At 65.5% G+C, this 26,695-nt stretch carries 23 protein-coding genes; 10 read left to right on the top strand and 13 right to left on the bottom strand.

Features of this window, described 5'->3' with window-relative positions:
- Positions 1-135: 135 nt before the first annotated feature.
- From XH81_RS09290 to XH81_RS09315, 6 genes are read left to right on the top strand one after another with little or no spacing between them, the layout of a single operon-like run.
- A complete protein-coding gene (locus XH81_RS09290) occupies positions 136-1,011 on the top strand; it encodes a branched-chain amino acid ABC transporter permease (RefSeq protein WP_028139749.1) in 876 nt (291 codons plus the stop codon).
- A complete protein-coding gene (locus tag XH81_RS09295; protein WP_028139748.1) occupies positions 1,008-2,006 on the top strand; it encodes a branched-chain amino acid ABC transporter permease in 999 nt (332 codons plus the stop codon). The genes XH81_RS09290 and XH81_RS09295 overlap by 4 nt, the downstream gene beginning before the upstream one ends.
- Entirely contained in the window at positions 2,003-2,746 is a 744-nt protein-coding gene (locus XH81_RS09300) for an ABC transporter ATP-binding protein (protein WP_028139747.1), read from the top strand. The genes XH81_RS09295 and XH81_RS09300 overlap by 4 nt, the downstream gene beginning before the upstream one ends.
- 11 nt (positions 2,747-2,757) lie before the next feature.
- Positions 2,758-3,495: an ABC transporter ATP-binding protein gene (locus XH81_RS09305; protein WP_028139746.1), complete on the top strand. Its 738-nt coding sequence runs from the start codon at positions 2,758-2,760 to the stop codon at positions 3,493-3,495.
- Positions 3,492-4,550, top strand: a complete 1,059-nt coding sequence (locus XH81_RS09310) for a Gfo/Idh/MocA family protein (protein ID WP_028139745.1) — start codon at positions 3,492-3,494, stop codon at positions 4,548-4,550. The genes XH81_RS09305 and XH81_RS09310 overlap by 4 nt, the downstream gene beginning before the upstream one ends.
- The gene (locus XH81_RS09315) at positions 4,547-6,418 is read left to right on the top strand and encodes a bifunctional sugar phosphate isomerase/epimerase/4-hydroxyphenylpyruvate dioxygenase family protein (RefSeq protein ID WP_028139744.1); all 1,872 of its coding nucleotides are present in this window, start codon (positions 4,547-4,549) and stop codon (positions 6,416-6,418) included. The genes XH81_RS09310 and XH81_RS09315 overlap by 4 nt, the downstream gene beginning before the upstream one ends.
- Positions 6,419-6,595: 177 nt before the next feature.
- On the opposite strand, the gene XH81_RS09320 is transcribed toward XH81_RS09315, so the two are convergent.
- Positions 6,596-7,768: an ABC transporter substrate-binding protein gene (locus XH81_RS09320; protein WP_026201746.1), complete on the bottom strand. Its 1,173-nt coding sequence runs from the start codon at positions 7,766-7,768 to the stop codon at positions 6,596-6,598.
- A 300-nt stretch (positions 7,769-8,068) separates the two neighbouring features.
- On the opposite strand from XH81_RS09320, the gene XH81_RS09325 reads away from it, so the two are divergent.
- On the top strand, positions 8,069-9,331 hold the full coding sequence (locus XH81_RS09325) for an NAD(P)/FAD-dependent oxidoreductase (RefSeq protein ID WP_028139743.1): 1,263 nt from the start codon (positions 8,069-8,071) through the stop codon (positions 9,329-9,331).
- 205 nt (positions 9,332-9,536) lie between these two features.
- Here XH81_RS09325 and XH81_RS09330 read toward each other — a convergent pair whose 3' ends face one another.
- From XH81_RS09330 to XH81_RS09340, 3 genes are read right to left on the bottom strand one after another with little or no spacing between them, the layout of a single operon-like run.
- On the bottom strand, positions 9,537-10,748 hold the full coding sequence (locus XH81_RS09330) for an ABC transporter substrate-binding protein (protein ID WP_271596112.1): 1,212 nt from the start codon (positions 10,746-10,748) through the stop codon (positions 9,537-9,539).
- A gap of 56 nt (positions 10,749-10,804) precedes the next feature.
- Positions 10,805-11,128 (bottom strand): 2Fe-2S iron-sulfur cluster-binding protein, encoded by a 324-nt coding sequence (locus XH81_RS09335; protein ID WP_028139741.1) that lies wholly within the window; start codon positions 11,126-11,128, stop codon positions 10,805-10,807.
- Between the two features lie 12 nt (positions 11,129-11,140).
- Positions 11,141-12,361 (bottom strand): cytochrome P450, encoded by a 1,221-nt coding sequence (locus XH81_RS09340; protein WP_028139740.1) that lies wholly within the window; start codon positions 12,359-12,361, stop codon positions 11,141-11,143.
- Positions 12,362-12,444: 83 nt separating this feature from the next.
- Here XH81_RS09340 and XH81_RS09345 point away from each other — a divergent pair, with 83 nt between their 5' ends.
- On the top strand, positions 12,445-12,951 hold the full coding sequence (locus XH81_RS09345) for a MarR family winged helix-turn-helix transcriptional regulator (RefSeq protein WP_028139739.1): 507 nt from the start codon (positions 12,445-12,447) through the stop codon (positions 12,949-12,951).
- Positions 12,952-13,293: 342 nt separating this feature from the next.
- Here the strand turns inward: XH81_RS09345 and XH81_RS09350 are convergent, their stop codons facing one another.
- Positions 13,294-15,144: a feruloyl-CoA synthase gene (locus XH81_RS09350; RefSeq protein WP_028139738.1), complete on the bottom strand. Its 1,851-nt coding sequence runs from the start codon at positions 15,142-15,144 to the stop codon at positions 13,294-13,296.
- A gap of 152 nt (positions 15,145-15,296) precedes the next feature.
- On the opposite strand from XH81_RS09350, the gene XH81_RS09355 reads away from it, so the two are divergent.
- Positions 15,297-15,791, top strand: coding sequence for a MarR family winged helix-turn-helix transcriptional regulator (locus XH81_RS09355; RefSeq protein WP_028139737.1), 495 nt, complete (start codon positions 15,297-15,299; stop codon positions 15,789-15,791).
- A 207-nt stretch (positions 15,792-15,998) separates the two neighbouring features.
- Positions 15,999-17,804, top strand: coding sequence for an allophanate hydrolase (atzF, locus tag XH81_RS09360; RefSeq protein WP_028139736.1), 1,806 nt, complete (start codon positions 15,999-16,001; stop codon positions 17,802-17,804).
- A gap of 110 nt (positions 17,805-17,914) precedes the next feature.
- Here atzF and XH81_RS09365 read toward each other — a convergent pair whose 3' ends face one another.
- From XH81_RS09365 to XH81_RS09400, 8 genes are all read right to left on the bottom strand, one after another.
- Complete coding sequence (locus XH81_RS09365; protein WP_028139735.1) at positions 17,915-18,637, bottom strand: GntR family transcriptional regulator; 723 nt, start codon at positions 18,635-18,637, stop codon at positions 17,915-17,917.
- A 4-nt stretch (positions 18,638-18,641) separates the two neighbouring features.
- On the bottom strand, positions 18,642-19,034 hold the full coding sequence (gene hpxZ / locus XH81_RS09370; protein WP_028139734.1) for an oxalurate catabolism protein HpxZ: 393 nt from the start codon (positions 19,032-19,034) through the stop codon (positions 18,642-18,644).
- A 1-nt stretch (position 19,035) separates the two neighbouring features.
- The gene (locus tag XH81_RS09375; protein ID WP_028139733.1) at positions 19,036-20,430 is read right to left on the bottom strand and encodes an AtzE family amidohydrolase; all 1,395 of its coding nucleotides are present in this window, start codon (positions 20,428-20,430) and stop codon (positions 19,036-19,038) included.
- A 7-nt stretch (positions 20,431-20,437) separates the two neighbouring features.
- On the bottom strand, positions 20,438-20,617 hold the full coding sequence (locus XH81_RS09380; RefSeq protein WP_018316853.1) for a DUF4089 domain-containing protein: 180 nt from the start codon (positions 20,615-20,617) through the stop codon (positions 20,438-20,440).
- An 81-nt stretch (positions 20,618-20,698) separates the two neighbouring features.
- Positions 20,699-22,522 (bottom strand): dipeptide ABC transporter ATP-binding protein, encoded by a 1,824-nt coding sequence (locus tag XH81_RS09385; protein ID WP_028139732.1) that lies wholly within the window; start codon positions 22,520-22,522, stop codon positions 20,699-20,701.
- Between the two features lie 277 nt (positions 22,523-22,799).
- Complete coding sequence (locus XH81_RS09390) at positions 22,800-23,699, bottom strand: ABC transporter permease (RefSeq protein WP_028139731.1); 900 nt, start codon at positions 23,697-23,699, stop codon at positions 22,800-22,802.
- A 9-nt stretch (positions 23,700-23,708) separates the two neighbouring features.
- Positions 23,709-24,722, bottom strand: coding sequence for an ABC transporter permease (locus XH81_RS09395; RefSeq protein WP_028139730.1), 1,014 nt, complete (start codon positions 24,720-24,722; stop codon positions 23,709-23,711).
- A 230-nt stretch (positions 24,723-24,952) separates the two neighbouring features.
- Entirely contained in the window at positions 24,953-26,575 is a 1,623-nt protein-coding gene (locus tag XH81_RS09400; RefSeq protein WP_028139729.1) for an ABC transporter substrate-binding protein, read from the bottom strand.
- Between the last annotated feature and the right edge of the window lie 120 nt (positions 26,576-26,695).

Below are 26,695 nucleotides of genomic sequence, written 5' to 3' on the forward strand. Positions count from 1 at the left end.
TAGATGCGATCCGGGTGAGGGGGAGCCTCCGCGAGTCCGACTGTCAGCGACCCCGCGGAGACTCCCCCTCACCCCAACCCTCTCCCCGCAAGCGGGGAGAGGGGGAAGACAGAGCGAGGGACACGAGGGGAGAAAATGTCCAATCTGTTCGATCTTCTGGTCGCGGGACTGGCCACCGGCGCGATCTATGCGCTGGTCGCGGTCGGCTTCACGCTGCTGTGGCAGACCTCGCAGACCATCAATTTCGCGCAAGGCGAGTTCGTGATGCTGCCGGCGTTCCTGATGCTGGCGGCGATGCATGCCGGCGCGCCGTTCTGGCTCGCGATCATCCTCGGCATCCTCTTGTCGATGATCCTGCTCGGACTCGGCTTCAAGCTGCTGCTGGTCGACCCGATGATGCGCCACGGCGTGCTGCCGCTGGCGATTGCGACGATGGCGCTGGCGATCGGCCTCAAGGAGGCCGTCAAACAGTTCTTCAGCGCCGAGGCCTCGCCCTTCCCGTCGATCGTGCCGACCGGTGACATCTCCATCCTCGGCCACGCGGTATCGCTGCAAAGCATCGGCGTGCTCGTCGTCGCCATCGTTGCGGTGTTCGGCCTGACTGCACTGCTCAATCGCACCTCGCTCGGCCACCAGATGCAGGCGGCGGCGCAGAACCCGACGGTGGCACGCATCATCGGCGTGCCGGTCGAGCGCATGATCCTGCTGACCTTCCTAATCAACGCCTTCCTGGTCGCACTGGCTTCGCTTTTGATCACACCAATCTACCTCGCAAAATTCTCGTCCGGCGAGGTGCTGGGCCAGGCCGCCTTCATCGCGGCGATCGTCGGCGGCTTCAACCAGGTCCGCGGCGCGATCGCCGGCGGCCTCTTGATCGGCGTGCTCGACAATCTCGCGGCCGCCTATATCTCGACGCAGTACCGCGCCGCCGTGCCAATGATCTTCCTGATCGCCGTCATCCTGTTCCGGCCGCAAGGACTGCTCGGCCGCGCCGAGGAGCGCACGGTATGATCAGCTTCGGCAACCCCCTGAAGATCGCGCTCGGCCTGATCGTCATCGCCGGCCTGATCATCGTTCCCATGAACTTCAACCGCTACGGCCTGTTCATCCTGAGCCAATGGGCGGTGATGACCATCGCTGCGATGGGCCTCAACCTCACGCTCGGCTATGCCGGCCAGGTCTCGCTGGCGCAGGGCGCCTTCGTCGGCATCGGTGCCTATGCAGCGGCGATCATGACCACCCATGGCTGGCCGCTGCCGGCGGCGATCGTCGTCGCCATCGTGCTCAGCTTCGCGGTCGGCTGGGTGCTCGGTTATCCCGCGCTGCGCGTGCAGCATCACTACCTCGCCTTCGTCACCCTGGCCTTCTCCACCCTCGCCTTCCTGGTGTTCCGCAACGAGAGCTGGCTCACTGGCGGCATCTATGGCATCTCCAACATCCCGCGTCCGCATATCTTCGGTTTCGCGACCAACAAGCCGCTGCCGTTCTACTACGTCTGCCTCGGCTCGCTCGCGATCGTGTCGCTGGCGGTGTGGTGGCTGATTCGCTCGCCCTGGGGCGGCGCCTTCATGGCGCTACGCGAGAACCCGCTGCGCGCACAATCGCTCGGCATCGACACCCGCCGCTACACGCTGATGGCATTCGCGATCGGCTCGGCGCTCGGCGGCATCGCCGGCGCACTCTATGCGCCGCTCACGCAATACATCGATCCCGTGCCCTTCAACCTGTCGCTCTCGCTCGACCTTCTGATGATGGTGATCGTCGGCGGCGCGGGCTTCTATTTCGGCCCGTTCCTCGGCGCGATGATCGCGGTGCTGCTGCCGGAATGGCTGCGCTTCACCGAAGGCTATTATCTGATGCTCTACGCGGTGGCGGTGATGCTCCTCCTGATCTGGTCGCCGACCGGCATTCTGGGAATCCTCGACCGCTATCTCGCCGAGCGCCGCACCAAGGCTGCCTCCGCGCTGCGCGCCGTCGCAAAATCCCGCCTGGAGACGGTGCAATGAGTGCGGTCCTCGAAGTCACCGATATCAAGAAGAACTTTGGCGGCATCAGCGCCGTCGACGGCGTCTCCTTCGACGTGCGCGAGGGCGAGATCCTTGGCCTGATCGGTCCGAACGGCTGCGGCAAGTCCACGCTGTTCAACTGCATCCTCGGCCAGCTCACCCCGTCAGGCGGCGAGGTCAAGCTCGACGGCAAGCTCGTCACGGGCCTCCGCCCCTCCGAGCTCAACAAGCTCGGGGTCAGCCGCACCTTCCAGCTGCTGCAGGTGTTTCCAAAGCTCTCGGTCCGCGAGAACCTGATCCTCGCGGGCCAGGAGCACCAGGGCAACATGGCCTCGCGCCTGGTCGGCCGCTCCGATGCCGGGTTGACCGAGACTGCCAACCAGATGATCGGCTTCTTCAAGCTCGATCATCTCGCCGACGAGCCGGCCGGCGGATTATCCTATGGCCAGCAGAAGCTGCTCGACGCCGCCATGGCCTTCATGGGCGGCCCGCGCCTGGTGCTGCTCGACGAGCCCGCGGGCGGCGTCAACCCGTCGATGCTGGCCGACCTGAAGGACCGCCTGGTCGCAATCAACCGCGAGAAGAACGCCACCTTCGTCGTGATCGAGCACAACATGGAGTTCGTGATGTCGCTGTGCTCGCGCGTGATGGTGATGGCGGAAGGCAGGGTGCTGGCGATGGGGCGGCCGGACGAGGTGCGCAAGAACCCCGCCGTGATCGAAGCCTATTTGGGTCATTGAAGGAGCCGACCATGAGCGAGCCAATCCTCTCGGTTCACAATCTCGTCGGCGGCTACGGCAAGATGACGATCTTGAACGGCACGACCTTTGCCGTGCCGGAGGCCACGATCACCACGATCATCGGTCCCAACGGCGCCGGCAAGTCCACCGTGTTCAAGGCGATCTTCGGCCTGTTGAAGCTGCGCGAGGGCAAGATCAGCTTTGCCGGCCGCGACGTCACCAATTTGAGCCAGCGCGCGCTGCTCAATGCCGGCATCTGCTATGTGCCGCAGGGCCGCAACATCTTCCCCGAGCTGTCGGTGCGCCACAATATCGAGCTCGGCGGCGTGGCCGCCGGCAAGGGCCTCGACCTGCCCGCGCGGATCGAGGCCGCGCTTGACCTGTTCCCGGCGCTGCGGCGGAAGTCGACGCAGCAGGCCTCCACGCTGTCCGGCGGCGAGCAGAAGCAGCTCGAGATCGCCCGCTCGCTGCTGCTCGAGCCAAAACTGGTGCTGATCGACGAGCCCTCGATCGGCCTGTCGCCGCTGATGGTGCAGCAGACCTTCGACATCATCAAGAGCCTGCGCGACCGCGGCGTCACCATCCTGATGATCGAGCAGAACGCGCGCTCGGCGCTGGAGATCTCCGACATCGGCATCGTGCTCGAGCTCGGCCAGACCCGCATGGTTGACGACGCCAAGCGCATCCTGAACGATCCCCGCATCGGCCAGCTCTTTCTCGGGGGAGCCATGGAGGAGAGCGCGGCATGAGTGCGCGAATGCGCATCGCCGTCGCCGGCGCCGGCCTGATCGGCCGCCGCCATGCCGAACTGATCGCGACCTCGGCGGACTGCGTGCTGGCCGGCATTGCCGACCCCTCGCCTGCGGCCAAGGAATTCGCGCAAGCACGCAACGCACCCTGGCACGCCGATCATCGCGCATTGCTGGAGCAGGAAAAGCCCGACGGCCTGATCATCGCCTCGCCCAACGCGCTGCATCTTCCGATGGCGCTCGACTGCGCAGAGGCCGGCGTGCCCGCGCTTATCGAGAAGCCGGTCACCGACAGCGTCGCAGCGGCACGTCGGCTCTGCGAGGCGGTGAAGCGCAGCGGCGTGCCGATGCTGGTCGGCCATCATCGCCGCCACAATTCCATCATCAAGGCCGCCCGCGAGGCCATCGCAGCCGGCAAGCTCGGCCAGCTCACGGCCGTGGCCGGGCTGTGGCTGCTGAAGAAGCCCGACGATTACTTCGAGATCGCCTGGCGGCGCGAGCACGGCGGCGGGCCGCTGCTGATCAATCTGATCCACGACATCGACAATCTCCGCTTCATCTGCGGCGAGATCGCCGAGGTGCAGGCACTGACGTCGAACATGGTGCGCGGCTTTGCCGTCGAGGACACCGCCGGGCTGCTGCTGCGCTTCGCCAATGGGGCGCTCGGAACCATGACCGTTTCGGATGCGACGCCGGCGCCGTGGAGCTGGGAGCTGACCTCGGGCGAGAACGCGGCATACCCGAAGCAGGATCAGCCCTGCTACGTCTTCGCCGGCACGCGCGGCTCACTGTCGGTGCCGAATATGGAGCTGTGGTCCTACCCGCAAGATCCCGGCTGGCACGTGCCGCTGGTTCGCGAGCCCGTCGCACTCTCCACTTACGATCCACTCGTTGAACAGCTCCGGCATTTCCTGGCGGTGATCGCAGGCCGCGAACGGCCTCTGATTTCGGTCGAGGATGCGACAGCGACACTCGCCGTCGTCGAAGCCGTCAGCGAAGCGGCACGCACGGGCCGAAAAGTCTCACCGGGGCGGATCATGGAGCAGGCAACATGAACAAGCGCTCGATCGCAACCGTCTCCCTCTCCGGCGCTCTCGACGAGAAGCTCCGCGCCATCGCGTCCGCCGGCTTCGACGGGGTCGAGATCTTCGAGAACGATTTGCTGTCGTTCGGCGCCGGCCCGCGCGACATCGCGAAGCTCTGCAAGGATCTCAATCTTGGGATCTGCGCGTTTCAGCCGTTCCGCGATTTCGAGGGCATGCCGGAGCCGCAGCGCGCACGCAATTTTGCCCGCGCGGAGCGCAAGTTCGATCTGATGCAGGAGCTCGGCACCGATTTGCTGCTGATCTGCTCCAACGTCTCGCCCGCCTCGCTCGGCGGCATCGATCGCGCCGCCGACGATTTTCGCGAGCTGGGCGAGCGCGCCGCCAGTCGAGGCTTGCGCGTCGGCTACGAGGCCTTGGCCTGGGGACGTCATGTCAACGACTATCGCGACGCCTGGGAGATCGTGCGCCGCGCCGATCATCCCGCGATCGGAATCATCCTCGACAGCTTCCACGCGCTGGCGCCGGGCCTTCCGACCCGCGCGATGGCCTCGATTCCCGGCGACAAGATTTTTCTGGTGCAGCTTGCCGATGCACCAAAGCTCGAGCTCGATATCCTGTCGTGGAGCCGGCATTTCCGCTCCTTCCCCGGCCAGGGCGATCTGCCGGTCGGTGAGTTCATGGCGGCGATCGCGGCGACCGGCTATGCCGGGCCGCTGTCACTGGAGATCTTCAACGACCAGTTCCGCGCCGGCTCGGCCGCGCAGACCGCGCTCGACGGCCTGCGCTCGCTGATCCTGCTGGAGGACCAGCTTGCGCCGGATTGGCCGAGATTCGCCGCCGAACCGCTGGCACCGAAAGCGAAGAGCCGCGGCACCGGGTTCATCGAGTTTGCCGTCAACGAGACCAAGGCCAGCGAGCTCGCCCGCCTGTTGGCGCAGCTCGGCTTCCGCAAGTCCGGCGCGCATCGCAGCAAGGCGGTGGAGCGCTGGTCGCAGGGCAAGGTCGAGCTCGTCATCAACAGCGAAACCGACGGCTTTGCGCATTCGCATTATGTGACGCACGGCCCCGGCGTCTGCGCGATTGCGCTCGATGTCGACAATGCCGGCCTTGCCATGCAGCGTGCGGAGATGTTGAAGGCGCGCACCTTCTACCAGCCGGTCGGGCCGGGCGAGCTCGAAATCCCGGCGATCCACGGCGTCGGCGGCAGCCTGCTGTATTTCCTCGACCAGGCCGGCAAGAACTGGGACACGGATTTCGAGCCTGTTGCGAGCGACAAAGGCGCGGACGCGCTGCTCGCCGTCGATCACATCGCGCAGTCGATGCCCTATGACGAGATGCTGTCCTGGCTGTTGTTCTACACCGGCATCCTCGACCTCAAGCGCCTGCCGCAGATGGAGATCGCCGATCCCCGAGGCCTGGTGCAGAGCCAGGCCATCATCAACGCCGACCAGAGCCTGCGCTTCGTGCTCAACGGCTCCTCCGCCAACCGGACGTTGCCGGCACGCTTCATCTCGGAGTTCTTCGGCTCGGGCGTGCAGCACGTCGCATTCTCGTGCCGGGACATTTTTGCGACGGTCGCGGAGATGCGCAAGCGCGGCGCGGATTTCCTGGATATCCCCGACAATTACTACGACGACATCGAAGCCAAATACGACCTCGCGCCCGAGCTGATGGCGCAGCTGCGCGCCAACCACATCCTCTACGACCGCGAGGGCGACGGCGAGTTCTTCCAGGTCTACACCCACATTTTCGACGAGCGGTTCTTCTTCGAGATCGTCGAGCGCAGGGATTATCAGGGGTTCGGTGCGGCCAATGCCGGGATCAGGCTCGCAGCCCAGGCCCGCGAAGTGCGGCCCGCGAGCATGCCAAGGGTGTAGGCACTTCTTCCCCTCGCCCCTTGTGGGAGAGGGTGGCTCGCCGCAAAGCGGCGAGACGGGTGAGGGGTCTCTATCCGTGCGATCAACTCTCGCAGGGAATCTGCGGAGAGATACCCCTCATCCGGCGCTTCGCGCCACCTTCTCCCACAAGGGGAGAAGGGGCAACGTCGCTTGTAGCTACTTCATCTTGCACTTGTCGTGGAAACGATCCTGGTCGTTCTCCACGATGGTCGCGACCGTCTTCAGCGAGAGCTGGCCTTCGGCGTCCTTCACGACGTCCTGGAGATAGAAGCTCTGCACCGGGATGTGGTTCTTGCCGTATTTGAACGCGCCGCGCAGCGACTTGAAGTTGGCCTTCTCCATCTCGGCCTTCATTGCGTCCTTCTTGCTGGTGTCGCCCTTCACCGCGACCACCGCGCTGTTGATGAGCTGGGCGGCGTCATAGGATTGCGCGCCGTAATAGGTCGGGCGCAGGCCGGGATATTTCTTGCGGTAGTCGGCGACGAAGCGCTTGTTCTGCTCGTTCGGGAGGTCGTTGACCCATTCCTGCGCGCCGGGCACGCCGAGCGCGTTCTCCTTCTGCAGCGGCAGCGAGAGCTCGTCCACCGTGAAGGCGGTGTAGAGCGGCATCGTGCTCTTCAGGCCGGCCTGCGCATATTGATTGAGGAACTGCACGCCGGCGGCGCCCGGATAGAAAACGAAGATCGACTCCGCGCCCGAGGCGCGCGCCTTGGAGAGTTCGGCTGAGAAATCGAGCTGGCTCGGCCACACCGTGTATTCCTCGCCCTTGATCTCGCCCTTGAACGTGTTCTTCAGGCCCGCGAGCATGTCCTTGCCGGCCGCGTAGTTCGGCCCGATCAGGAACACGCTCTTGACGCCTTTCTGGTTCATGTAGAGGCCCATAGCCTGCGGCGTCTGGTCGTTCTGCCAGGAGGTCGAGAACACGTAAGGCGAACAGAGTTCGCCGGCGAGCTGCGACGGGCCGGCGTTGGCCGAGATCAGGAAGGTCTGCGAATCGACCGCGGTCTTCAGCGAGGCCAGCAGCACGTTCGACCAGATGTAGCCGACGATGAAATCGACCTTGTCGGACTGCACCAGCTTCTCGGTCTTCTGCTTGCCGACATCGGGCTTCTGCCCGTCATCCTCGTAGATGACCTCGACCGGCTTGCCGTCCATCTTGCGGCCCATGTGATCCAGCGCGAGCTCGAAGGAGTTGCGCATATCGTTGCCGATCACGGCGGTCGGGCCGCTGAAGGTCGAAACGAAACCGATCTTGATGGTGTCGCCGGCGAATGCCGGGCTCGCCAGCACCAGCGCCGCTGCGCCCGCCAGCCAGAATGCCGTCCTCATAACCACTCCCCTCCTTATTATCGGTCCCGGAAAACGGGGTGATCGCCGCCCCGGGCCTGTCTCTATTGAACGCAAAATCTGTCGCGCCGCCAATGGCTCAGCGCCCGCCCCTGCACCATATTTCGCCCCAATCGGCGATGGCAAGAAATATAATTCTACTTACTTAGATCAACCCTGCGGCGCTTTTTCGCGCCCGATCGATACATCCGGCCTATGCGGCGATTGATGACAGCTATTGGACCGCAGCGTCCGATCCGCACTTAAATGGGGATGTGGAGCAGCGAGATTCGAGGGCACATCATGACCACGACACCGCATCGCGTCGTCATCGTCGGCGCCGGCTTCGGCGGGCTGGAGGCGACCTACCGGCTTGCGGGTGCGCCGGTCGAGATCACGCTGATCGACCGCCGCAACCATCATCTGTTCCAGCCGCTGCTCTATCAGGTCGCAACCGCCTCGCTCGCCACCAGTGAGATCGCCTGGCCGATCCGCCACCTGATGCGAGACAGGCCCGAGGTGACGACGCTGTTCGCGACCGTCAGCGGCGTCGACGCGGCAAGGCGCTGTGTGCTGATCGACGACGGCAGCGAGGTGCCCTACGACACGCTGGTGCTCGCCACCGGCGCGCGTCACGCCTATTTCGGCCACGACGAATGGGAGCAGTTCGCGCCGGGCCTGAAGACGCTGGAGGACGGCACCACGCTGCGCCGCCACATCCTGGTGGCGTTCGAGCGCGCCGAGCGCGAGACCGATCCGGCGAAGCGCGCGGCGCGGCTGACCTTCGTCATCGTCGGCGCCGGCCCCACCGGGGTCGAGCTCGCCGGCACCATCGCCGAGATGGCGCGTCACACCTTGCCCGGCGATTTCCGCAACATCGACACGACCAAGGCGCGCGTGGTGCTGATCGAGGCGGGGCCGCGCGTGCTCGCGGGCTTCGCCGACGATCTCTCGGCCTATGCGCAGGCCTCGCTGGAGAAGATCGGCGTCGAGGTCGTGCTGGGGCAGGCCGTCACCGAGATCAATCGTGAGGGCGTGGTATTCGGCGGCAAGCTGCTCGAGGCAAAGACCCGAATCTGGGCCGCCGGCGTCCGCGCCTCTCCCGCCGCAGAATGGCTGGACGCGCCAGCCGATCGCGCCGGGCGCGTACAGGTCGAAGACGACCTGACGATACCAGGCCATCCCGAGATCTTTGCGATCGGCGATACCGTCAGCATCAACGCCTGGGACGGCAAGCCGGTGCCAGGCATCGCGCCGGCCGCCAAGCAGCAGGGCCGTCACGTCGCAGAAACGATCAAGGCGCGACTGCGAGGCGAGACAAAGGGCGCGTTCCGCTACAAGCATGCCGGCAGCCTCGCCCAGATCGGCAAGCGCCTCGCCGTGATCGACTTCGGCCGCTTCAAGCTGCGCGGCGCGATCGCATGGTGGATCTGGGGCATCGCCCACATCTACTTCCTGATCGGCCTGCGCCACCGGCTCAGTGTTGCGCTGAGCTGGCTCTGGATCTACGCGCGGGACCAGCGGGCAGCGCGGCTGATCACGCAGGGGAGTAGTAAGGTGGTGTAGGGGCTATCGCGGCGCGTTCCTCTTACCCTCCCCTGGAGGGGGAGGGGTCGCGAAGCATGCCGCGAAGCGAAATGCGTAGCGGGGTGGGGTGACAGTCTCTCCGCGCAGACACTGCCCGTGTTGAGAGATCACCCCACCCCGCTCGCGCTGCGCGCGATCGACCCTCCCCCTCCAGGGGAGGGTGAAAGAGACGGCGCTCGCTCCCTTACTTCACCAATTCACACCCGCCTTCCGCCAGCGGGCGGAACGCCTGGTCGGCCGGAATCGTCGAGACCAGCTTGTAATAGTCGTAGGGATATTTCGACTCCTCCGGCTTCTTCACCTCGAACAGGTACATCGGATGCACGACGCGGCCGTCCTGGCGGATCGTGGTGTCGCCGAACAATTTGTCCTTGCCTCTGAACTTCTTCATCTCGGGCACGGCGTCCTTGGCGTTGTCGCTGCCGGTCGCGGCGACCGCATTGAGATAAGCGAGCGTCGAGGCATAGACGCCGGCCTGGTTGCCGCTCGGCATCTTGCCGTTCATGCCGGGACGGGCGGCGAACCGCTTGGCGAAGGCGCGGGTGTCGTCATTCATGTCCCAGTAGAAGGCTTCCATAAGCTGGAGGCCCTGCGCGACCTTGATGCCCATGCCGTGGACGTCGTTGATGAAGAGCAGGAAGGCGACGAGCCGCTGCCCGTTCTGCTGAATGCCGAACTCGGCGGCCTGCTTCACCGCGTTAATGGTGTCACCGCCGGCATTGGCAAGGCCGATCACCTGAGCCTTCGAGCCCTGCGCCTGCAACAGGAAGGAGGCAAAGTCGGAGGTGCCGAGCGGGTGCTTGGAGGAGCCAAGCACCTTGCCGCCATGCGCCTCGATGTATTTCTGCGCTTCCGATTCGATGCCCTTGCCGAGCGCGAAATCGACTGTGAGGAAATACCAGTCCTTGCCGCCACGCGAGACCATCGCGGCCGCCGTGGTGTTGCCGGTGGCCCAGGTGTCGTTGACCCATTGGATGGTGTTGGGCGAGCAGGCCTTGCCGGTGAGATCGGAGCTTGCGGTCGAGGACGCCAGGAACGTCATGCGGCTGTCGCGCAGCAGCGTGTTGATGGAGAGGCCTACGGCCGAGTTCGGCACGTCGACGATGGCATCGACACCCTCGACGTCGAGCCATTTGCGCGCAATGGCATTGCCGACATCGGCCTTGTTCTGGTGGTCGGTATAGACGATCTCGACCTTGATGTTCTTGCCGCCGCCGTTGAAATCCTCCGCGGCCATGCGCGCGGCTTCCACCGAGCCCATGCCGTTAGTGTCCTGGAAGATGCCGGAGATGTCGTTGAGCACGCCGACGCGCACGACATTGTCCGAGATCTCGGCGCTCGCCGCGCCGGCCACCAGGCTCGCGGCCAACGCAAGCGTCCATTTCAGATGTTTCATGGTTCCCTCCCCTGTTTGATGGTTTGCCGCGCCGGTCGTTGCCGGCGCGTCGAGACTCAGACCTGCCGCTCCGGCAGCTTCACGACGAGCCCGTCGAGCTCCGGCGTGATCTTGATCTGGCAGGACAGCCGGCTGTTGGGCAGCCGCTCGCTCGCGGTGCCGTCAAGCAGCGCATCCTCGTCGTCGGCCATGCCGGGCAGCCGCGCGAGCCAGCCCTCGTCGACATAGACATGGCAAGTCGCGCACATGGCGTTGCCGCCGCATTCGGCCAGAATGCCGTCGAGACCGTGTCGGGTCGCGGTCTGCATGGCGCTCTCCCCGTCCGCGGTCTCGATGCGCTCGGACTTGCCGTCGGGATGGATGAAAGTGATGGCGGGCATCAAAGCTCCTGGTCAGGCCGGGGTGATCGTGACGGGCAGGCTGTCGAGCCCGCGCAGCGTGTTGTTGAAGCGACGCTTCGGCTCGCCCGTGATCTCGATCTTCGCGATGCGCCGGGCCAGCGCCGTCAGCATCACCTCGCCTTCGAGGCGGGCGACGAGCTGGCCGACGCACATGTGGATGCCCGAGCCGAATCCGACGTGACCGGAGGTGCGGCGCGTGATGTCGTAGCTATCAGGCTCGTCCCAGCGTCTGGGATCGCGATTGGCGGCGGCGAGGAACATCAGTACCTTCTCGCCCTCGCCGATCGTCGCGCCTGACAGCTCGACATCGCGAGTGGTGGTCCGGAAGAAAGTCTGCACCGGGCTTTCGAACCGCACGGCCTCCTCGAAGGCGTTGCGTGCCAGCGTCAGATCAGCGCGCAGGCGCTGCCACTGGTCGGGGAAGCGCGCAAGGCAATAGACCGCCGCGCCGATGCCGTTGACGGTGGTGTCGAGACCGGCCGACAGCAGCGAACGCACCAGCAGCGGCGCCTCGGTCGCGGTGATCTCGCCGTCGTCGACCCGGGCGTGGATACAGGCGCCAAAGCCACCGGGCGCGAGGTTGTCGCGCTGGCATTGCTCGGCGACATAGGCCTGGTGCGGCGCCGAGCGCGCGATCGCCTGCTGGCGCAGCTCATTGGGCGGACCGAACGCGTTGAACACGACGCTGGCATAGGGAATCAGATGCTCGCGTCCCTCCGCCTTCAGGCCCAGCGCATCCGGAAAGATCGAGAGCGGATAGGCCTCGGCGAGATCGGTGATCGCGTCGAAGCTGCGCTTGTCCAGCAGCGCATCCACCCGCTCCTCCGCAGCGCCGGCAAAGCGGTCGCGCACCTGCTTCATCACGGTCGGCGACAGCACCTTCGACAGCACGGCGCGGGTGCGGGTGTGCGCGGGCGGATCGGCCTCGAGGATCAGGCTGGGCGGCCGCCACGGTGTCTCCCTCTTGAAGTCGGACAGGCCGACGCCGCGGCTGGAGCAGAACGTCGCGGGATCGTTCAGCACCGCATGGACCTCGGCATAGCGCGCCACGCCATAGACGTTCCATTTGTCGAGATAGACCACCGGCCCTGCCTCTCGCAGCCGCTGGTGTGTCGGATACGGGTCCGCGAAAAAATTCATGTCGAAGGGATCGACGTCGAGATGCGGGACGGCCGCAGAGCCTGTCGATGCAGGGGTGCCGGATGCGGTCATGGGAGACCTCTCTCATTTTGATCTTGTGAAAGCGCGGCGCATGCCTTTAGGTCGGTGGCCTCACCGCGAGACAGAACGCCGACATGCCTGCGCCTTCGACCAGACCCCGCCACAAGCCTGCGCCCGCAGAGGCGGGACCGACGCTCGATCTCGAGCGTTACGTCCCGGCCTTCGTCACCTTCATCGCCAACAAGCTCTCGAACAGCGCGACCGCGTTCTATCAGCGGGAGTTCGGCGTCAACGTCACGGAATGGCGGATCATGTCGCTGCTGGCGATCGAGCCCGGCATTCCGGCCTCGCGCATCTGTCACGTCATCGGCTTCGACAAGGGGCCGGTGAGCCGGACGCTGGCGGGCCTCGAGAAGCGCGGGCTGATCTCGATCCGCACCGATCCCCATGACGGCCGCACCCATTCGATTTCGCTGACGGCGAAGGGCCGCAGCACCCACGACAAGGTGATCGCCGCAGCGCTCGAACGCGAGCGGCGGCTGTTGTCCTGCCTGAGCAAGGACGAGCGCGAGGTGCTGATCGGCCTGCTCCGCCGGCTGCACGAAAATCTCGGCGCGGTCACGGACAGCAGCTACACCTGACGCACCGCACCGCGGCCGCGCCCTGTCGCCACCTCCAGGCATGCGCCCGCGCTTGCCCGCGGCACCCTTCCTGCCGAGCATCGTTTCCTCCGAGATCGGACCCGGCGGTTTCCCCGCCGTCGTCCTGGTCTGGAACGGTTCGCACAGATTAGTTGCTTAGGCAACAAAAGAAACAGCAATATATTGCGGCAGCGGGATTGGCCTATCGGCTCGTCATTCCGGGGCGCGCGTAGCGCGAACCCGGAATCCATCGTGCAACACCACTGCGGTGAATTGGATTCCGGGCTCGCGCCAAGAGGCGCGCCCCGGAATGACAGCGGAATGTGGCTTCGCTACCGGCCTTTACAACCCGATCCACTCGCCCGACGCATCATCGTTCAACCGCGCCACCGCATCGGCGCGGCGGGTCAGCACGGCGCGCTGGTTGATGTAGCCCTTGTCGGTAATCTCGCCGCCATCGACCGACGGCGGTTCGGCGAGAAGCAGCGCGCGCGTGGCGTGGCCGGCGGAATTGGGGCCGTCCTGCTTCAGTTTCGCCAGTCCCTGCGCAATGGCGCTCCTGACCTTGTCATGCGCGAGCACCTCGTGCACATCAGCCGTCTCGCCCAGGCCGGCATGAGCACGGCAGGCCGCGACGTTGGGGAACACCAGGAAGCGCACTTCGTCGCCGCCATGACCTGACACCACGATATCCTGCGCCAGCGGCGCCAGCGCGGCGATGCCGGCAACGCGCAGCGTGCCGACGCTGACCCAGGTGCCGGAATTGAGCTTGAAATCCTCGGCGACGCGGCCGTCGAAGAACAGACCGCGCTCCGGCCGCGCGTGATCGGCAAGCTTCACGGCATCGCCGATCAGATAAAAGCCCTCTTCATCAAAAGCCTGCCTGGTCAGCTCCGGCGCCTTCCAATAGCCCGGCGTGACGTTGGGACCACGTACCCGCACCTCCAGCTTGTCGCCGGAGGCGACGAGCTTCAGCTCGGTGCCGGGAATGGGGACACCGATATTGCCGGAACGTTCGGCGAGGAAATGGCAGTCGGTCGCAAGCGGCGACGTTTCGGTCGAACCCCAGGCCGAAACCATCGGCAGCGCGCGGCCGACGGTCCTGATCGAGAGGTCTTCGAGCGCATCCCAGAGATTCTGCGGCAACGCGGCACCGGCATAGAAGGCGAATTTCACCTCGCTGAAGAAGCGGTGACGCAGCTCCTCGTCGCCGCGCAGCGCCGCGATCAGCATGTCGAATCCGCGCGGCACGTTGAAATAGACCGTCGGCATCACGCTTTTCAGATTGGCGAGCGACGTCGCAAACAGCCCGGGCGCCGGCTTGCCGCCGTCGATATAGAGCGAGCCGCCATTGCGCAGCACGAGATTGAAATTGTGGTTGGCGCCGAAGGTGTGGCTCCAGGGCAACCAGTCGAGAATGACGAGGTCGCGGCCACCCTGCTCCAGAAATGTCCAGGTCTGCGCCTTGGCCTGCTGGCTCGAGGTCAGCATGCGCTGGGTGTTGATGACGGCCTTGGGCCTGCCTGTCGACCCCGAGGTGAACAGGAATTTGGCGATCGTGTCGGGCGTCACCGCGGCGAACGCCGTTGCGACGTCGGGCGTTTCAGGCGTTGTTGCAATGGCGCCGAAGGCCAACGCATCGGCATCGCCGTCGATGCCGCTGATGATCTGGGCCGTGTGAAGCGGTTTGATCGCCGCCAGCGCTGCCGCAAATGGTTTCATGGCGGAGACATAGATCGCGCCCGGCTCGAGCAGTGCGATCATGCTCTTGAGCTTGTCGAAATCTTTCGACATCAACGAATAGGCCGGCGAAATCGCCGCCGAGGGCACGCCGACATGCTGGGCCGCAAGCGCCAGCAGCGCGTGGTCGATGCTGTTGTCGGAGAGGATCGCGAGCGGGCGTTCGGCGCTCAGACCCTGTGCCAGGATCCAGGACGCCGCCGCACGCACCTGGCGCAGCGCCTGCGCATAGCTGACGGTGGTCCATGGCGCCTCGACGTCGCCGCGCTCGGCAAGGAAGGTCGCATCCGGCGTTTGCCGCGCCCATTGCTCCAGCCAGTCGCCGACGCAGCGCGCGCCGTCGCGCAAGGGGTCGGGCGAGCGCAGCACGATGCTGCCGTCGGCGCGATGCTCGGCGACGGTCCGTGGCGTTGCAAACAGGCTTGCGGCATCGCCGCGTGCGGCGGTTGTCATGATTTCCTCCTCCGCCCGGATCCCGGATCGGCCGCAGCCTCGTTCCGGGCTGCTTTGGCCATAATGTTGGGCATGACAATTGTTGTCGTCAACAACAATCTTCCGCCCGCGCTATAATGACGTTACAAGAATAGTCCGGCAGGAGACGCGATTTGACAGCCACCTCAGCCCAGACTTCCGCACGCAGACGCGCCGGCAACGGCGCGGCGCCTCGGGACATGGCCGACGATATTGGCCTCGACGCACTGGTCGGGCACGCCGGCTATGCGGTGCGGCGCTTCCAGATCTGGATCTTTCAGGACTTCATCAGAACGCTCGGCGATGTCGACATCCGGCCGACGCAATATTCGGTGCTGACCGTGATCGGCGCCAATCCGGGCCTGTCGCAGATGGCGGTGGCAAAGCGCCTTGGCATCGAGCGCGCCCGGCTGGTGCACCTGCTCGACAGCCTCGAACAGCGCAAGCTCGTGAAGCGGGTCAAATCGAAGGCGGACCGTCGCTCGCATGCGCTGCATCTCACGACCCAGGGCGAGACGGCGCTGGCGAAATTCAAGCGGCTCGCGGCCGAGCACGAGCGGCATGTCGAAGAGAAGATCGGCAAGGAAAACCGGGCGCAGCTGCTGCGGATCCTCGCCGGCTTCACCTGATCTCGACTGCCCATGATTTGGGCAGATGCCCGTCACAGGGCGCTGACGGCACGGCCCGCCCGCCTGCCAAAATATCCCGCAAGCCACTGATCCCACGGATCATATCCGCAGCAGCCGTCCTGCCCGGATAATGTACACAATGGCACATCGCTTGCTTCACTCCGGGGGTGAAGCAGTTGCCGGAGTTTTGTCGCCATGGGGGCTGAAATGGGGGCTGAGCAGCCTGAAACGATCGCCGCGATTTTGGCCGCGCATCGCGCGGGCACGCTGACGCCGGCAGAGACGGTCGCGCGGACCTATCAGCGCATCCACGACCACAATGATCCCGCCATCTTCATCAGCCTGCGCGACGAAAAGGATGCGATCGCCGAGGCTGAGAGGCTCGCCACGAAGGACACCGCCAGCCTGCCACTCTACGGCGTGCCCGTTGCGGTGAAGGACAATATCGACGCGCTGGGCTTTCCGACCACGGCGGCCTGCCCGGCCTTCTCCACGACGCCGACGCATGACTCGACTGCGGTGGCGCGGCTGCGCGCGGCCGGCGCCATCATCATCGGCAAGACCAATCTCGACCAGTTCGCCACCGGCCTCGTCGGCGTGCGCTCGCCCTACGGCGTTCCCAAGAATTCGATCCGCGAGGATCTCATTCCGGGCGGCTCCAGTTCGGGCTCCGCGGTGGCGGTCGGCGCGGGGCTCGTGCCGCTGTCGCTGGGGACTGACACGGCCGGCTCCGGGCGCGTGCCGGCGATGCTCAACAACATCGTCGGGCTGAAGCCGAGCCTCGGCATGGTCTCGAATGCGGGGCTGGTGCCGGCCTGCCGCACGCTCGATTGCATCTCGGTGTTTGCGCTGACCGTGGACGATGCCGCACTGGCGCTCTCCGTGATGGCAGGACCCGACCAAGCCGATCCGTTCTCGCGCGACCGGCCGCTGGGCGCGCTCACGCCGTTCCCGGCAGGCTTGCGCCTCGGCGTGCCGCGCAACGGACAGCTGATCTTTTTCGGCGACAAGAAGGCGGAAGCCGCCTACGCCGATGCACTGAAGCGCTGGACAGCACTCGGCGCAACGTTGGTCGAATTCGACCTCGAGCCGTTCTACGAGACGGCGCGGCTGCTCTATGAGGGCCCCTGGGTCGCCGAACGCTACCTCGTGATCAAGGATCTGCTGGCGTCCGCGCCCGATTCGATTCATCCGGTGACGCGCGAGATCACCGCGGCCGGCGCGCGGCTCACGGCTGCGGACACGTTCTCGGCGCTCTATCGCCTGCAGGGCCTGCGCAAGATTGCCGAGCGCACGTTTGCCAATATCGACGCGCTGGTGCTGCCGACCGCGCCGACCGCCTATACCACCGCGCAGGTGCTCGCCAATCCGATCGAGCTCAACAGCCGGCTCGGCACCTACACCAATTTCGTCAATCTGCTCGATCTCTGCGGCCTCGCGCTGCCGGCGTCGATGCGCGCCGACGGCATTCCGTTCGGCATCACGCTGCTCGCGCCCGCGGGGCATGATGCGCTGCTCGCGAGCATCGGTCGCGTCTTCCATGCCGATACCAAGCTGAGTCTCGGCGCGAAGGGCACGGCGCAAGCTCCGCTGTCGCCGCTGCCGCCAAGCAGCGGCGACGAGATCCCGATCGCGGTCGTCGGCGCGCATCTGTCCGGCATGGTGCTCAACGGCGAATTGAAGGCACTGAACGGGCGCCTGATCGAGGCAACCAGAACTGCGCCCGACTACAAGCTCTACGCGCTCAAGACCACGCCGCCGAAACCCGGCATGCTGCGCGTCGCAGCCGGCAAGGGCGCATCGATCGAGCTGGAGATCTGGTCGCTGTCGCCGTCCGCGTTCGGCAAATTCGTCAATGCGATTCCTTCGCCGATGGCGATCGGCACGGTGCGCCTGGGCGACGGCCGCAGCGTGAAGGGGTTTCTCGTCGAGCCGGAGGTGCTGAGCGATGCGCGAGATATCACCGCGTATGGGGGATGGCGCGCGTATATGAAGGAAGCTGCGACAAAGTAGGTCTCGTAGGGTGGGCAAAGCGAAGCGTGCCCACGATCCCGACCTTCATGAAAAACCGTGGGCACGGCGCTTTGCGCCTTTGCCCACCCTACGGCACCGATCGCGCGGCGCTACACCGACACCGCGTAGATCTCGTACTCCCCGCGCACCAATTCGATATGCGCGCGCATCGCGACGGCTGCGCCCTGCTTGTCGCCGCGCATGATGGCGACGACGACGCGGTCGTGCTCGGCTTGCGATTTGGCGAGACGGCCGAGGTTGCGGAACTGGGCGCGACGGAACGGTTGCACGCGCACCCGCGTGGCGAGCGTGATCTCGGCGATGTAGCCGTTCTGCGATCCCGCATAGATCGCGTTGTGGAAGCGCTCGTTGACCACGTGGAAGCGATCGGGATTGCCGGTGTAGCTCAGCACGCGCAGCTCTTCGTGGATCGCCTCGAGGCCATGGCGCTCGGCGGCGGACATGCGCTCGGCGGCAAGGCCTGCGCACAGCGCCTCGAGCTCGGCCATCGCCTCGAACATGCTCGTCAGACGCTCGATCGAGGGCTGCGCCACCACCGCGCCGCGATGAGCACGCGCTTCGACGAGGCCGCTGGCCACGAGCTGACGCAGCGCCTCACGCACCGGCGTCCGCGACACGCTGAAGCGGCGCGCGATATCGGTCTCGTCCAGGGGCGAGCCGGGGGCCAGGGCGCCGCGCACGATCTCGTCGGCGAGTTGCAGGCGCAGCTCCTCGGCGCGCGTGACCTTCTGCACCGATGGCGAGGCACGGTCGACGCGGGGCACCACCGGCTCGGCCGGCAGTGCTCCCTGCGGAAGATCGTCGAGCGTCATGCGGTCAGGTCTCTTTCGGCTCGTCGATCATGCTGACATGGGCGGCGACGACGCGCCAGCCCTCGGGAAAGCGAATCCAGGTCTGCATCTGCCGGCCGACCTTGCCGGGCGCCGTATCGCGGTAGAACAGGGTGGAGGCCACCGCGGTGTCGCGGCCATAGCTGCTGATCACCGTCTTGGCGGTGCGGCGGTTCAGGCCGACCGGCGAGCGCGCGGCGCGGAAGCCGTTGATCGCCTCGTAGCCGTAGAGGTTCTCACCGATGCCGTAGCGCAGCGTGCGGGGATCGTTGCGGAAGAGTTCGCCGAGCACGGCGACATCGTTACTGACGAGGGCCTGCTCATAACGATCGAATGCGGCTTTGACTTCCGCGATCACCTCGGGGAGATCGATCTCCATGTCAGAGTCCTCTCGGCGCGGGCGCTGCCGCGACGCCCATCTTTTCCAAAGCGTAGGCGACGCGGAGCGCGATGTCCTCGCGCCAGGGCGCAGCGATGATCTGCACGCCGATCGGCAGCGGCTCGAGCGGCACCGGGACGGCCACCACCGGCAGGCCGATGAAGGAGATCGGCTGGGTGTGGACGCCGATATTGGCGCGCACCGGCAGCTCGACGCCGTCGAGGTTGAAATTCACCTGGCCGAGCTTTGGCGCGGTGCAGGGCGTTGCCGGCGCGAGCAGCACGTCGACGGTCTTGAAGATCTCGGCGAGCTGCGCGCGATACCAGCGCCGAAATTTTTGCGCCCGATCGACCATCGGCGCCGGCACCATCGCGCCTGCGATCAGCCGGTCGCGCACGGCTGGATCGAAATCGTTCGGCCGCTTGCGCAGGCGATCGAGATGCAACGAAGCGCCCTCGGTGGTGGTGATGACATAGGCGGCCGCGCGGGCGCGCGCGGCTTCGGGAACGTCGATCACCTTCGTTGCGCCAAGCGCCTTGGCGACGCGGCTGACGGCCTCGACCGCTTCCGGAAACACGTTCTTCTGGAAATACCCGCCGGCGATGGCGATGCGCAGATCCGAGACGGGATTGGCGATCAGCGGCAGCGTCGGCTCCAGCCCGCGCGTCGTGCAGGCGCTGTCCTCCGCGTCAGGGCCCTGCATCACGTCATAGGCAAGCGCGAGATCGGTGACGGAGCGCGCGAACGGGCCGAGATGATCGAGGCTCGCGACGAACGGGAACGAGCGCGCGCGCGACAGCCGGCCATAGGTCGGCTTCAAACCAAAAATGCCGCAAAACGAGGACGGCACGCGGATCGAGCCATTGGTGTCCGAGCCGAGCGCGATCGGCACCAGCGCGCCGCCGACCGCGCTGCCGGAGCCGCCCGAGGAGCCGCCCGTCATCCGCGTGGTGTCATGCGGATTGCGCGAGGGACCGTCATGGACGTTCTCGCCCGTAAAATCATAGGCGTATTCGCCCATGTTGAGCGCGCCGACCAGCACGGCGCCGGCGGCTTCCATCCGCTCGATCAGCGTCGCATCGCGCGCTGCGGGCGCGCGATCGCGGTTGATCTTCGAGCCGGCGCGCGTCGGAAGCCCGGCGACGTCAAACAGGTTCTTCACCGCGAAGGGAACGCCGGCGAGCGGGCCGACTTCCTTGCCGGCGGCGATATCGGCGTCGACGGCGCGCGCTTTGGCGCGGGCGCGATCGGCGGTGACGTCGGTGAAGGAATTGAGGATGCCGTCATGCTGCTTGATGCGCGAAAGTGCCGCTTCCGTGGCATCGAGCGCGGACATCCGGCGGCCCGCAACCGCACTCGCGATGTCCGAGGCCGTCATCTCTGGCTTGCTGGTCATGGCAGCATCAAGCGGTGAAAATCGGCGCCGGCTCGGTCTCGTCCGGCAGCGCGAATTCGTCGACCAGGCGAGCGAGGCGCAGCGAGACTTCGAGATTGGCGCGCACCGCGGGCCTCCAGGCCTCCTCGACCGGCAGCGCCAGCGCTTTCGATACGGCGTCGATATAATCGTCCAGCGGCTCGGCCATCACGCTCCCAAACTAGCTCTCTAGGTTGTCATTTGAGCATGATCTTTTCGGAAAACCGCGTCACACTTTTCCGGATCATGCTCAGTGGACCTGCAACGGCGGATGCGGGATCGCCGTCAGCAGCTCCTTGGTGTAGTCGTCCTGCGGATCGCTCAAGACCTGCTCGGAAGAGCCCTCTTCGACGATTCGACCCGTCCGCATCACAATGACACGATCGCACAGCAAGCGCACCACATTCAAATCATGCGAGACGAACAGATAGCTCATACCTAGCCGCGCCTTGAGGTCCTGCAGCAGGTTCAGAACGACAGCCTGCACCGAGACGTCCAGCGCCGCCGTCGGCTCGTCCAGGATGACCAGCTTGGGATGCAGCGCGATGGCGCGGGCGATGCCGACACGGGCCTTCTGGCCGCCGGACAATTGATGCGGGAAACGATCCAGCAGGTTGTGCGGCAGGCCGACCATGGTGGCCAGCTCCTCGCAGCGGGCGCGAAGCGCGTCGCGCCCCCTGATATCTCCCAATTGCATGATCGGGTCGGCGATGGCGCGCGCGGCGGTGAAGCGCGGGTTGAGGCTGTCGGTCGGATCCTGGAACACCATCTGGATGCGGCTGCGCTGCGGCAGCCGGGCGAACGAGGCCGGCGCGATGCCGCCGATGTCCTCGCCGTCGAACTGGATCAGGCCGGAGGTCTGGTCGAGGAGGCGCATCACCATCATCGACGTGGTCGATTTGCCGCAGCCGGACTCGCCGACGAGGCCGACGCTTTCGCCATGGCCGATCGAAAAGCTGATGCCGTCGACGGCGCGGAACACGTCCGGCTCCAGCGGCGGCTTGCGGCCGAACAGTTTTCCGAGCGTCGCGGTGGCACCCTGGCGCGGGTATTCCTTGACGAGCTTTTCGATGAGGAGGAGCGGCGTCTTCTCCCTCTCCCCGCTTGCGGGGTCGCGACGAGCTTCGCTCGCGCTGAGAGGGTCGGGGTGAGGGGGACTCTCCGCGAGCACGGTGCTGGGAGAGCCCCCCTCACCCGCCGCGCTCCGCGCGTCGGCCTCTCCCCGCACGCGGGGAGAGGCAAGAGTCTCCTCCTCCGGCAGCAGATCCCGCAGGCTCACACCAAGCCGCGGCGTCGCGCGCATCAGCTTCTTGGTGTAGGGGTGCTGCGGGTTGGCGAAGATGTCGGCGGCTTTCGCGGTTTCGACCACGCGGCCCTTCTCCATCACCACGACGCGGTCGCAATAGGCGGCTGCCAAGCCGAGATCGTGGGTGATCAGGATGGTCGACATCGCGCGGCGCTTGGTCAGCTCCACGATCAGGTCCATCACCGCCTTCTGCGTGGTCACGTCAAGGCCGGTGGTCGGCTCGTCCGCGATCAGCAGCTGCGGATTGCAGGCGAGCGCGAGCGCGATGACGACGCGCTGGCACATGCCGCCCGAGAGCTCGAACGGATAGGCGTGGTAGCGCTCGCGCGGGCGGGCGATCTTGACCTGCTCCAGCGCCTCGATCGCCTTCTCGCCGTGATCCTTGACCTGGGCCTGCTGCACGTGGGTGCGCAGCACGTCCTCGATCTGGTCGCCGACTTTCCGGATCGGGTTGAGCGCGGCGCGCGGATTCTGAAAGATCATCGAGACTTCGCGGCCGCGCAGATCGCGCATCTGGTCCTCGGTGGCGGCCTTCACGTCGATGCCGGAGAACATCACCGAGCCCTCGGCGATCCGCCCCGCGCGGTCGAGGATGCGCATCACCGCGTACGACGTCACCGACTTGCCCGAGCCGGACTCGCCGACGATGGCAAGCGTCTCGCCCTTGGCGACGGAGATGTTGACGTGCTGCACGGCTTTGACGATGCCGCGGCGGGTGGAGAATTCGACGGTGAGGTCCTGGACGTCGAGCAGCGGCTGGGCGGTCATGCGGGCCTACGAACCAAAAAACGCGAAAACAACCCCATGCACAGTAGAATGGGATTGAAATCATTGGAGAATTTTGGACGGGTGTTTGCGCGTGAGGCGTGCACGGGCCTCTCGCTCCCTCTCCCCGTTCTTACGGGGAGAGGGTTGGGGTGAGGGGCCTCTCTCCGCGCAAACGGCTGGCAGAGGAGTTCGCGGAGACCCCCCCTCACCCGGTCCGCTAACGCGGCCCGGCCTCTCCCCGCACGCGGGGAGAGGCGAGCTTCAGACAAAGCAATCATCACGTCCTCCGCTGGGGGTCGACGATGTCGCGCAGGCCGTCGCCGAGGAGGTTGAAGCAGAACACGGCGATCATCAGGGCGAGGCCGGGGAACAGCGCGATCCACCATTCGCCCGACACCATGAAGCCCGCGCCTTCGGCGACCATGATGCCCCATTCGGCGGTGGGCGGGCGGACGCCGAGGCCGATGAAGGAGAGACCGGCGGCATTGAGGATGGCGTAGCCCATGGTCAGCGACATCTGCACGATCATGATCGGCATGATGTTCGGGAGGATGTGCACCAAGAGGATGCGGAATTCGCCGTTGCCGGAGAGACGCGCGGCCTGCACGAAGCCGGCGTTGCGGCGGACGTTGGCCTCGGCGCGCGCGACGCGGGCGTAGAGCGGGAAGTTCACGATGGCTGTAGCGAGGATGATGTTCTGCACGGTGTTGCCGAGCGCGGCGACGATGCCCATCGCCAGCACGAACAGCGGGAAAGCCATGATGGTGTCGGCGATGCGGCCGACGATGCGATCGGTCCAGCCACCGAAATAGCCGGCAGCGATGCCGGCGAGGCCGCCCATCAGGAACACCAGCGCGACAGAGGCGACCGCGATAAAAGTGTCGAGCCGCGTTGCCACGACGACGCGACTGAAGATATCGCGCCCCAATTGGTCGGTGCCGAACCAGTGCGCGGCCGACGGCGGCTTCAGTGCTGCGGCGGTGTCGGAGGCGAGCGGATCGTAGGGCACCACGTAGGGACCGAGGATCGCGGCGGCGAGGATCAGGATCAGCAAGGCGAAGGCAAAGCCGGTGACCTTGTTTTCGCCGAGCACGTAGCGGGTCTGTTCGAGGATCGCAGCCAGTCCCGAGGTACGTGCGGGACCGACAGGCTCGACAGCAGGCGCAACAGAACTCATGAATGCCCCCTACCCTTCCAACCGCACGCGCGGATCGATCACGCCGTACAAAATGTCGATCACGAGATTGAGCAGCACGTACATGACCGCCATGGTCAGGACAAAACCTTGCACCGGCGCGAAGTCCGACGAGATCAGCGCTTCCACCGCGTAGGAGCCGATGCCGGGCCATGCGAAGACTTTTTCCACCAGCACGTTGGCGCCGAGCAGGAACGAGAACACCATGCTGAGCGTGGTGATCACGGGCAGCATCGCATTGCGGAAGGCGTAAGTGACGATCACGGTCGACGGTGACAGGCCGCTGGCGCGCGCGGTGCGGACGAATTCGGACGCGAGCACCGCCAGCATCGAGGCGCGTGTCATGCGTGCGATCGGCGCCAGCGAGAAGATCGCCAACGTCGTCGCCGGCAGGATGAGCTGGCTCAGCGCCGAGCGGAACGCTTCGAGATCGCGCGCGATCAAGGTGTCGATCAGATAGAAGCCGGTCACCGTCGGCGGCGCGCTGTAGAACACGTCGAGCCGGCCGAGCGGCGCAGGCGACCAGCCGAGCCGGAAATAGAAGACATAGACCAGCACGAGGCCAGTGAAGAACACCGGCAGCGAGACGCCGGCTGTCGTCGTGATGCGACATAAGTGATCGACCCACGATCCCGGCCGCGTCGCGGCGAGCACGCCGAGCGGAATGGCGATGACGACGGACACGATGAGGCCGAGCAGCGTGAGTTCAGCCGAGGCCGGCAGGCGGTTGCGGATCTCGGCCGCGACCGGCTGTCCTGTCGTCAGCGAGTTGCCGAAATCGCCGTGGGCGAGGTCGTTGGTGTAGCGGAAGAACTGCTCGATCAGCGGCTTGTCGAGGCCGAGTTTTTTCCGGATCTGCTCGACGGCTTCCTTCGTCGCAGCGGGGCCGGCGAAGTAGGCGGCGGGATCGCCCGGCAGCGCGCGCGTCAGCAGGAATGTGACGATGACGACCCCGATCAGCGAGGGAATCGCAAACATCAGGCGCTTGCCGATCATGGTGAGCATGGGGTGCTCCTGCGCTGCGTATGGGAACGAGATCGTGCGGCACGTTCGGCTGCGTTCCCTTCCCCCTTGTGGGGGAGGGCTAGGGAGGGGGGTGGCTCCGGGAGAGGTCTGAGTTTGTGGCTACCCCCCTCCCTGCCCCTCCCCCACAAGGGGGGAGGGAATGAGGGAGCGGTGGCAGCCTCACTCCAAGAGCTGAAAGACACGGCCAGATCGCACGCACGCACGACACCTCACCCCTTCGCCAGCGCGCGATAATCGAGCCTCCGGTGGAACCAGTATTGATAGCCGCTGATGTTCTTCTGCATCGCGACGTTGACGAAGGGCTGGTACAGCGGGATGCGCGGGATGTCGGTGAAGGCGAGATCGACGAAGCCCTTCACGTCGGCATCGTAAGTTGACTTGTCGCCGGCCGCGGCGGCGGTGCGGGCGCCGTCGATCAGTCTGTCCATCTCCGCCGACTTGTAGCTCATGGTGTTGAAGACGGAATTGTTGCCGTGATAGCACCAGTAGAAGAAGTACTCGGGGTAATCGAGCCAGCCCGAGAACACATTGGTGAAGAGCGGCATCTCCTTCTTGTTCAATTCGGTGCGCCAGTTGGCGCCGGGCACCTTGTTGATGGTGGTCTTGATGCCGATCTGCGCGAGGCTCTCCTGCACCAGCACGCAGAGCGGCTCGTTGACGCCGGCAAAATTGAGGTCGAACGAGATCGTGGTCTCGAAGCCGTTCGCATAGCCCGCCTCCGCCAGTAGCGCCTTCGCCTTGTCCATGTCGGTGTTGTATTTATGCGGCTGCGGCCAGGCGACCTCGGTCGCCTTGTCCTTCGGCGCGCCGAACATCGGGTTGGCGAGGCCGAACATCACGGCGTCCATGATCTTCTGATAGGGCAGCGCGTAGGCAACGGCCTGGCGCACCTTCGGATTGTCGAAGGGCGGCTTGGTGACGTTCATGCCGATATACTGGATGCCGTTGGAGAACGGCAGCGACACCACGTTGAGCTTGCCGTTGGCTTTCATCTCCTGAAAGTCCTTGTTCGGCAGCTCATAGGAGATGTCGGCATCGCCGCGCTCCAGCAGCGCGCGGCGGTTGCCGGCCTGCGGCACCATGCGCCAGATCACGCGCTTGATCTTCGGCAAGGGGCCACCGACCCAATCCTCGTTGCGCTCCATGATCACTTCGGTGCCCGCGGTCCACTTCGTCACCTTGTAGGCGCCGGAGCCCGCGGTCTGCTGCTTGGTGAATTCGAGACCCCAGGGGTCCTTCTCGCTGGCGTTCTTCTTCACCAGCTCGGAGTTGACGATGCAGGGCACGATCACCGCGAGATCGGGGACCGTCAGCTTGTCCTTCTTCAGGAAGTCGACGCGCACCGTGTGGTCGTCGATCACGACGAACTGCTCGGGCTTGGTCAGCGAGCCCGCGCTCATCTGGAACGTCGGAAAGCCGCCGACGCTGACGGCGCGATCGAGCGACCACTTCACGTCCTTGGCGGTAACGGGCGCCCCGTCGTGGAATTTGGCGTTCTTCTTCAGCTTGAAGGTGACCGACATGTCGTCGATCCTAAACTCCTCGGCGAGCTCGCCCTTGAACTTGTCGCGGTCGTAATAGGGCACCCCGCCGGGGCCGCTCTTCATCTCGTGGCTGATCAGGCGGTCGTAGCAATTCCAAGACACCTCATAGCCGGGCACGTTGGTGCCGACGCCATGGATGTCGAGATTGTTGGGGCCGCCTTCCGAGACGATCAGCAGCGTCTCGGAGCGGGCGTCGGCATAGGCTGAGGAAATCACCTGTGGCATCGCCGGAAGCGCCGCTCCGGCGGCCAACCCGGAAACGGACTTGAGGAAATCGCGGCGCTTCATGAAATCGCTCCAACTCAAAGTTTTTGGTTGGAACCGGATTCGCAAAGTTCGTGCCAAGGCTTAACGGGTATTTACAATCAAGGTAATAGGCTGAAATCGCATATGAAATATTGATTTGAC

The organism is Bradyrhizobium sp. CCBAU 25360, assembly GCF_028128695.1.
Lineage (GTDB): Bacteria > Pseudomonadota > Alphaproteobacteria > Rhizobiales > Xanthobacteraceae > Bradyrhizobium > Bradyrhizobium ottawaense.

Coding starts and splice junctions, on each gene's coding strand:
- XH81_RS09330 (WP_271596112.1), bottom strand. CDS start 10,748: ATGAAACATCTGAAATGGACGCTTGCGTTGGCCGCGAGCCTGGTGGCC.
- hpxZ (WP_028139734.1), bottom strand. CDS start 19,034: ATGGAGATCGATCTCCCCGAGGTGATCGCGGAAGTCAAAGCCGCATTC.
- XH81_RS09310 (WP_028139745.1), top strand. CDS start 3,492: ATGAGTGCGCGAATGCGCATCGCCGTCGCCGGCGCCGGCCTGATCGGC.
- XH81_RS09290 (WP_028139749.1), top strand. CDS start 136: ATGTCCAATCTGTTCGATCTTCTGGTCGCGGGACTGGCCACCGGCGCG.
- XH81_RS09305 (WP_028139746.1), top strand. CDS start 2,758: ATGAGCGAGCCAATCCTCTCGGTTCACAATCTCGTCGGCGGCTACGGC.
- XH81_RS09350 (WP_028139738.1), bottom strand. CDS start 15,144: ATGACAACCGCCGCACGCGGCGATGCCGCAAGCCTGTTTGCAACGCCA.
- XH81_RS09385 (WP_028139732.1), bottom strand. CDS start 22,522: ATGACCGCCCAGCCGCTGCTCGACGTCCAGGACCTCACCGTCGAATTC.
- XH81_RS09345 (WP_028139739.1), top strand. CDS start 12,445: ATGCCTGCGCCTTCGACCAGACCCCGCCACAAGCCTGCGCCCGCAGAG.
- XH81_RS09325 (WP_028139743.1), top strand. CDS start 8,069: ATGACCACGACACCGCATCGCGTCGTCATCGTCGGCGCCGGCTTCGGC.
- XH81_RS09380 (WP_018316853.1), bottom strand. CDS start 20,617: ATGGCCGAGCCGCTGGACGATTATATCGACGCCGTATCGAAAGCGCTG.
- XH81_RS09390 (WP_028139731.1), bottom strand. CDS start 23,699: ATGAGTTCTGTTGCGCCTGCTGTCGAGCCTGTCGGTCCCGCACGTACC.
- XH81_RS09365 (WP_028139735.1), bottom strand. CDS start 18,637: ATGACGCTCGACGATCTTCCGCAGGGAGCACTGCCGGCCGAGCCGGTG.
- XH81_RS09340 (WP_028139740.1), bottom strand. CDS start 12,361: ATGACCGCATCCGGCACCCCTGCATCGACAGGCTCTGCGGCCGTCCCG.
- XH81_RS09295 (WP_028139748.1), top strand. CDS start 1,008: ATGATCAGCTTCGGCAACCCCCTGAAGATCGCGCTCGGCCTGATCGTC.
- XH81_RS09395 (WP_028139730.1), bottom strand. CDS start 24,722: ATGCTCACCATGATCGGCAAGCGCCTGATGTTTGCGATTCCCTCGCTG.
- XH81_RS09375 (WP_028139733.1), bottom strand. CDS start 20,430: ATGACCAGCAAGCCAGAGATGACGGCCTCGGACATCGCGAGTGCGGTT.
- XH81_RS09300 (WP_028139747.1), top strand. CDS start 2,003: ATGAGTGCGGTCCTCGAAGTCACCGATATCAAGAAGAACTTTGGCGGC.
- XH81_RS09335 (WP_028139741.1), bottom strand. CDS start 11,128: ATGCCCGCCATCACTTTCATCCATCCCGACGGCAAGTCCGAGCGCATC.
- XH81_RS09315 (WP_028139744.1), top strand. CDS start 4,547: ATGAACAAGCGCTCGATCGCAACCGTCTCCCTCTCCGGCGCTCTCGAC.
- XH81_RS09400 (WP_028139729.1), bottom strand. CDS start 26,575: ATGAAGCGCCGCGATTTCCTCAAGTCCGTTTCCGGGTTGGCCGCCGGA.
- atzF (WP_028139736.1), top strand. CDS start 15,999: ATGGGGGCTGAGCAGCCTGAAACGATCGCCGCGATTTTGGCCGCGCAT.
- XH81_RS09320 (WP_026201746.1), bottom strand. CDS start 7,768: ATGAGGACGGCATTCTGGCTGGCGGGCGCAGCGGCGCTGGTGCTGGCG.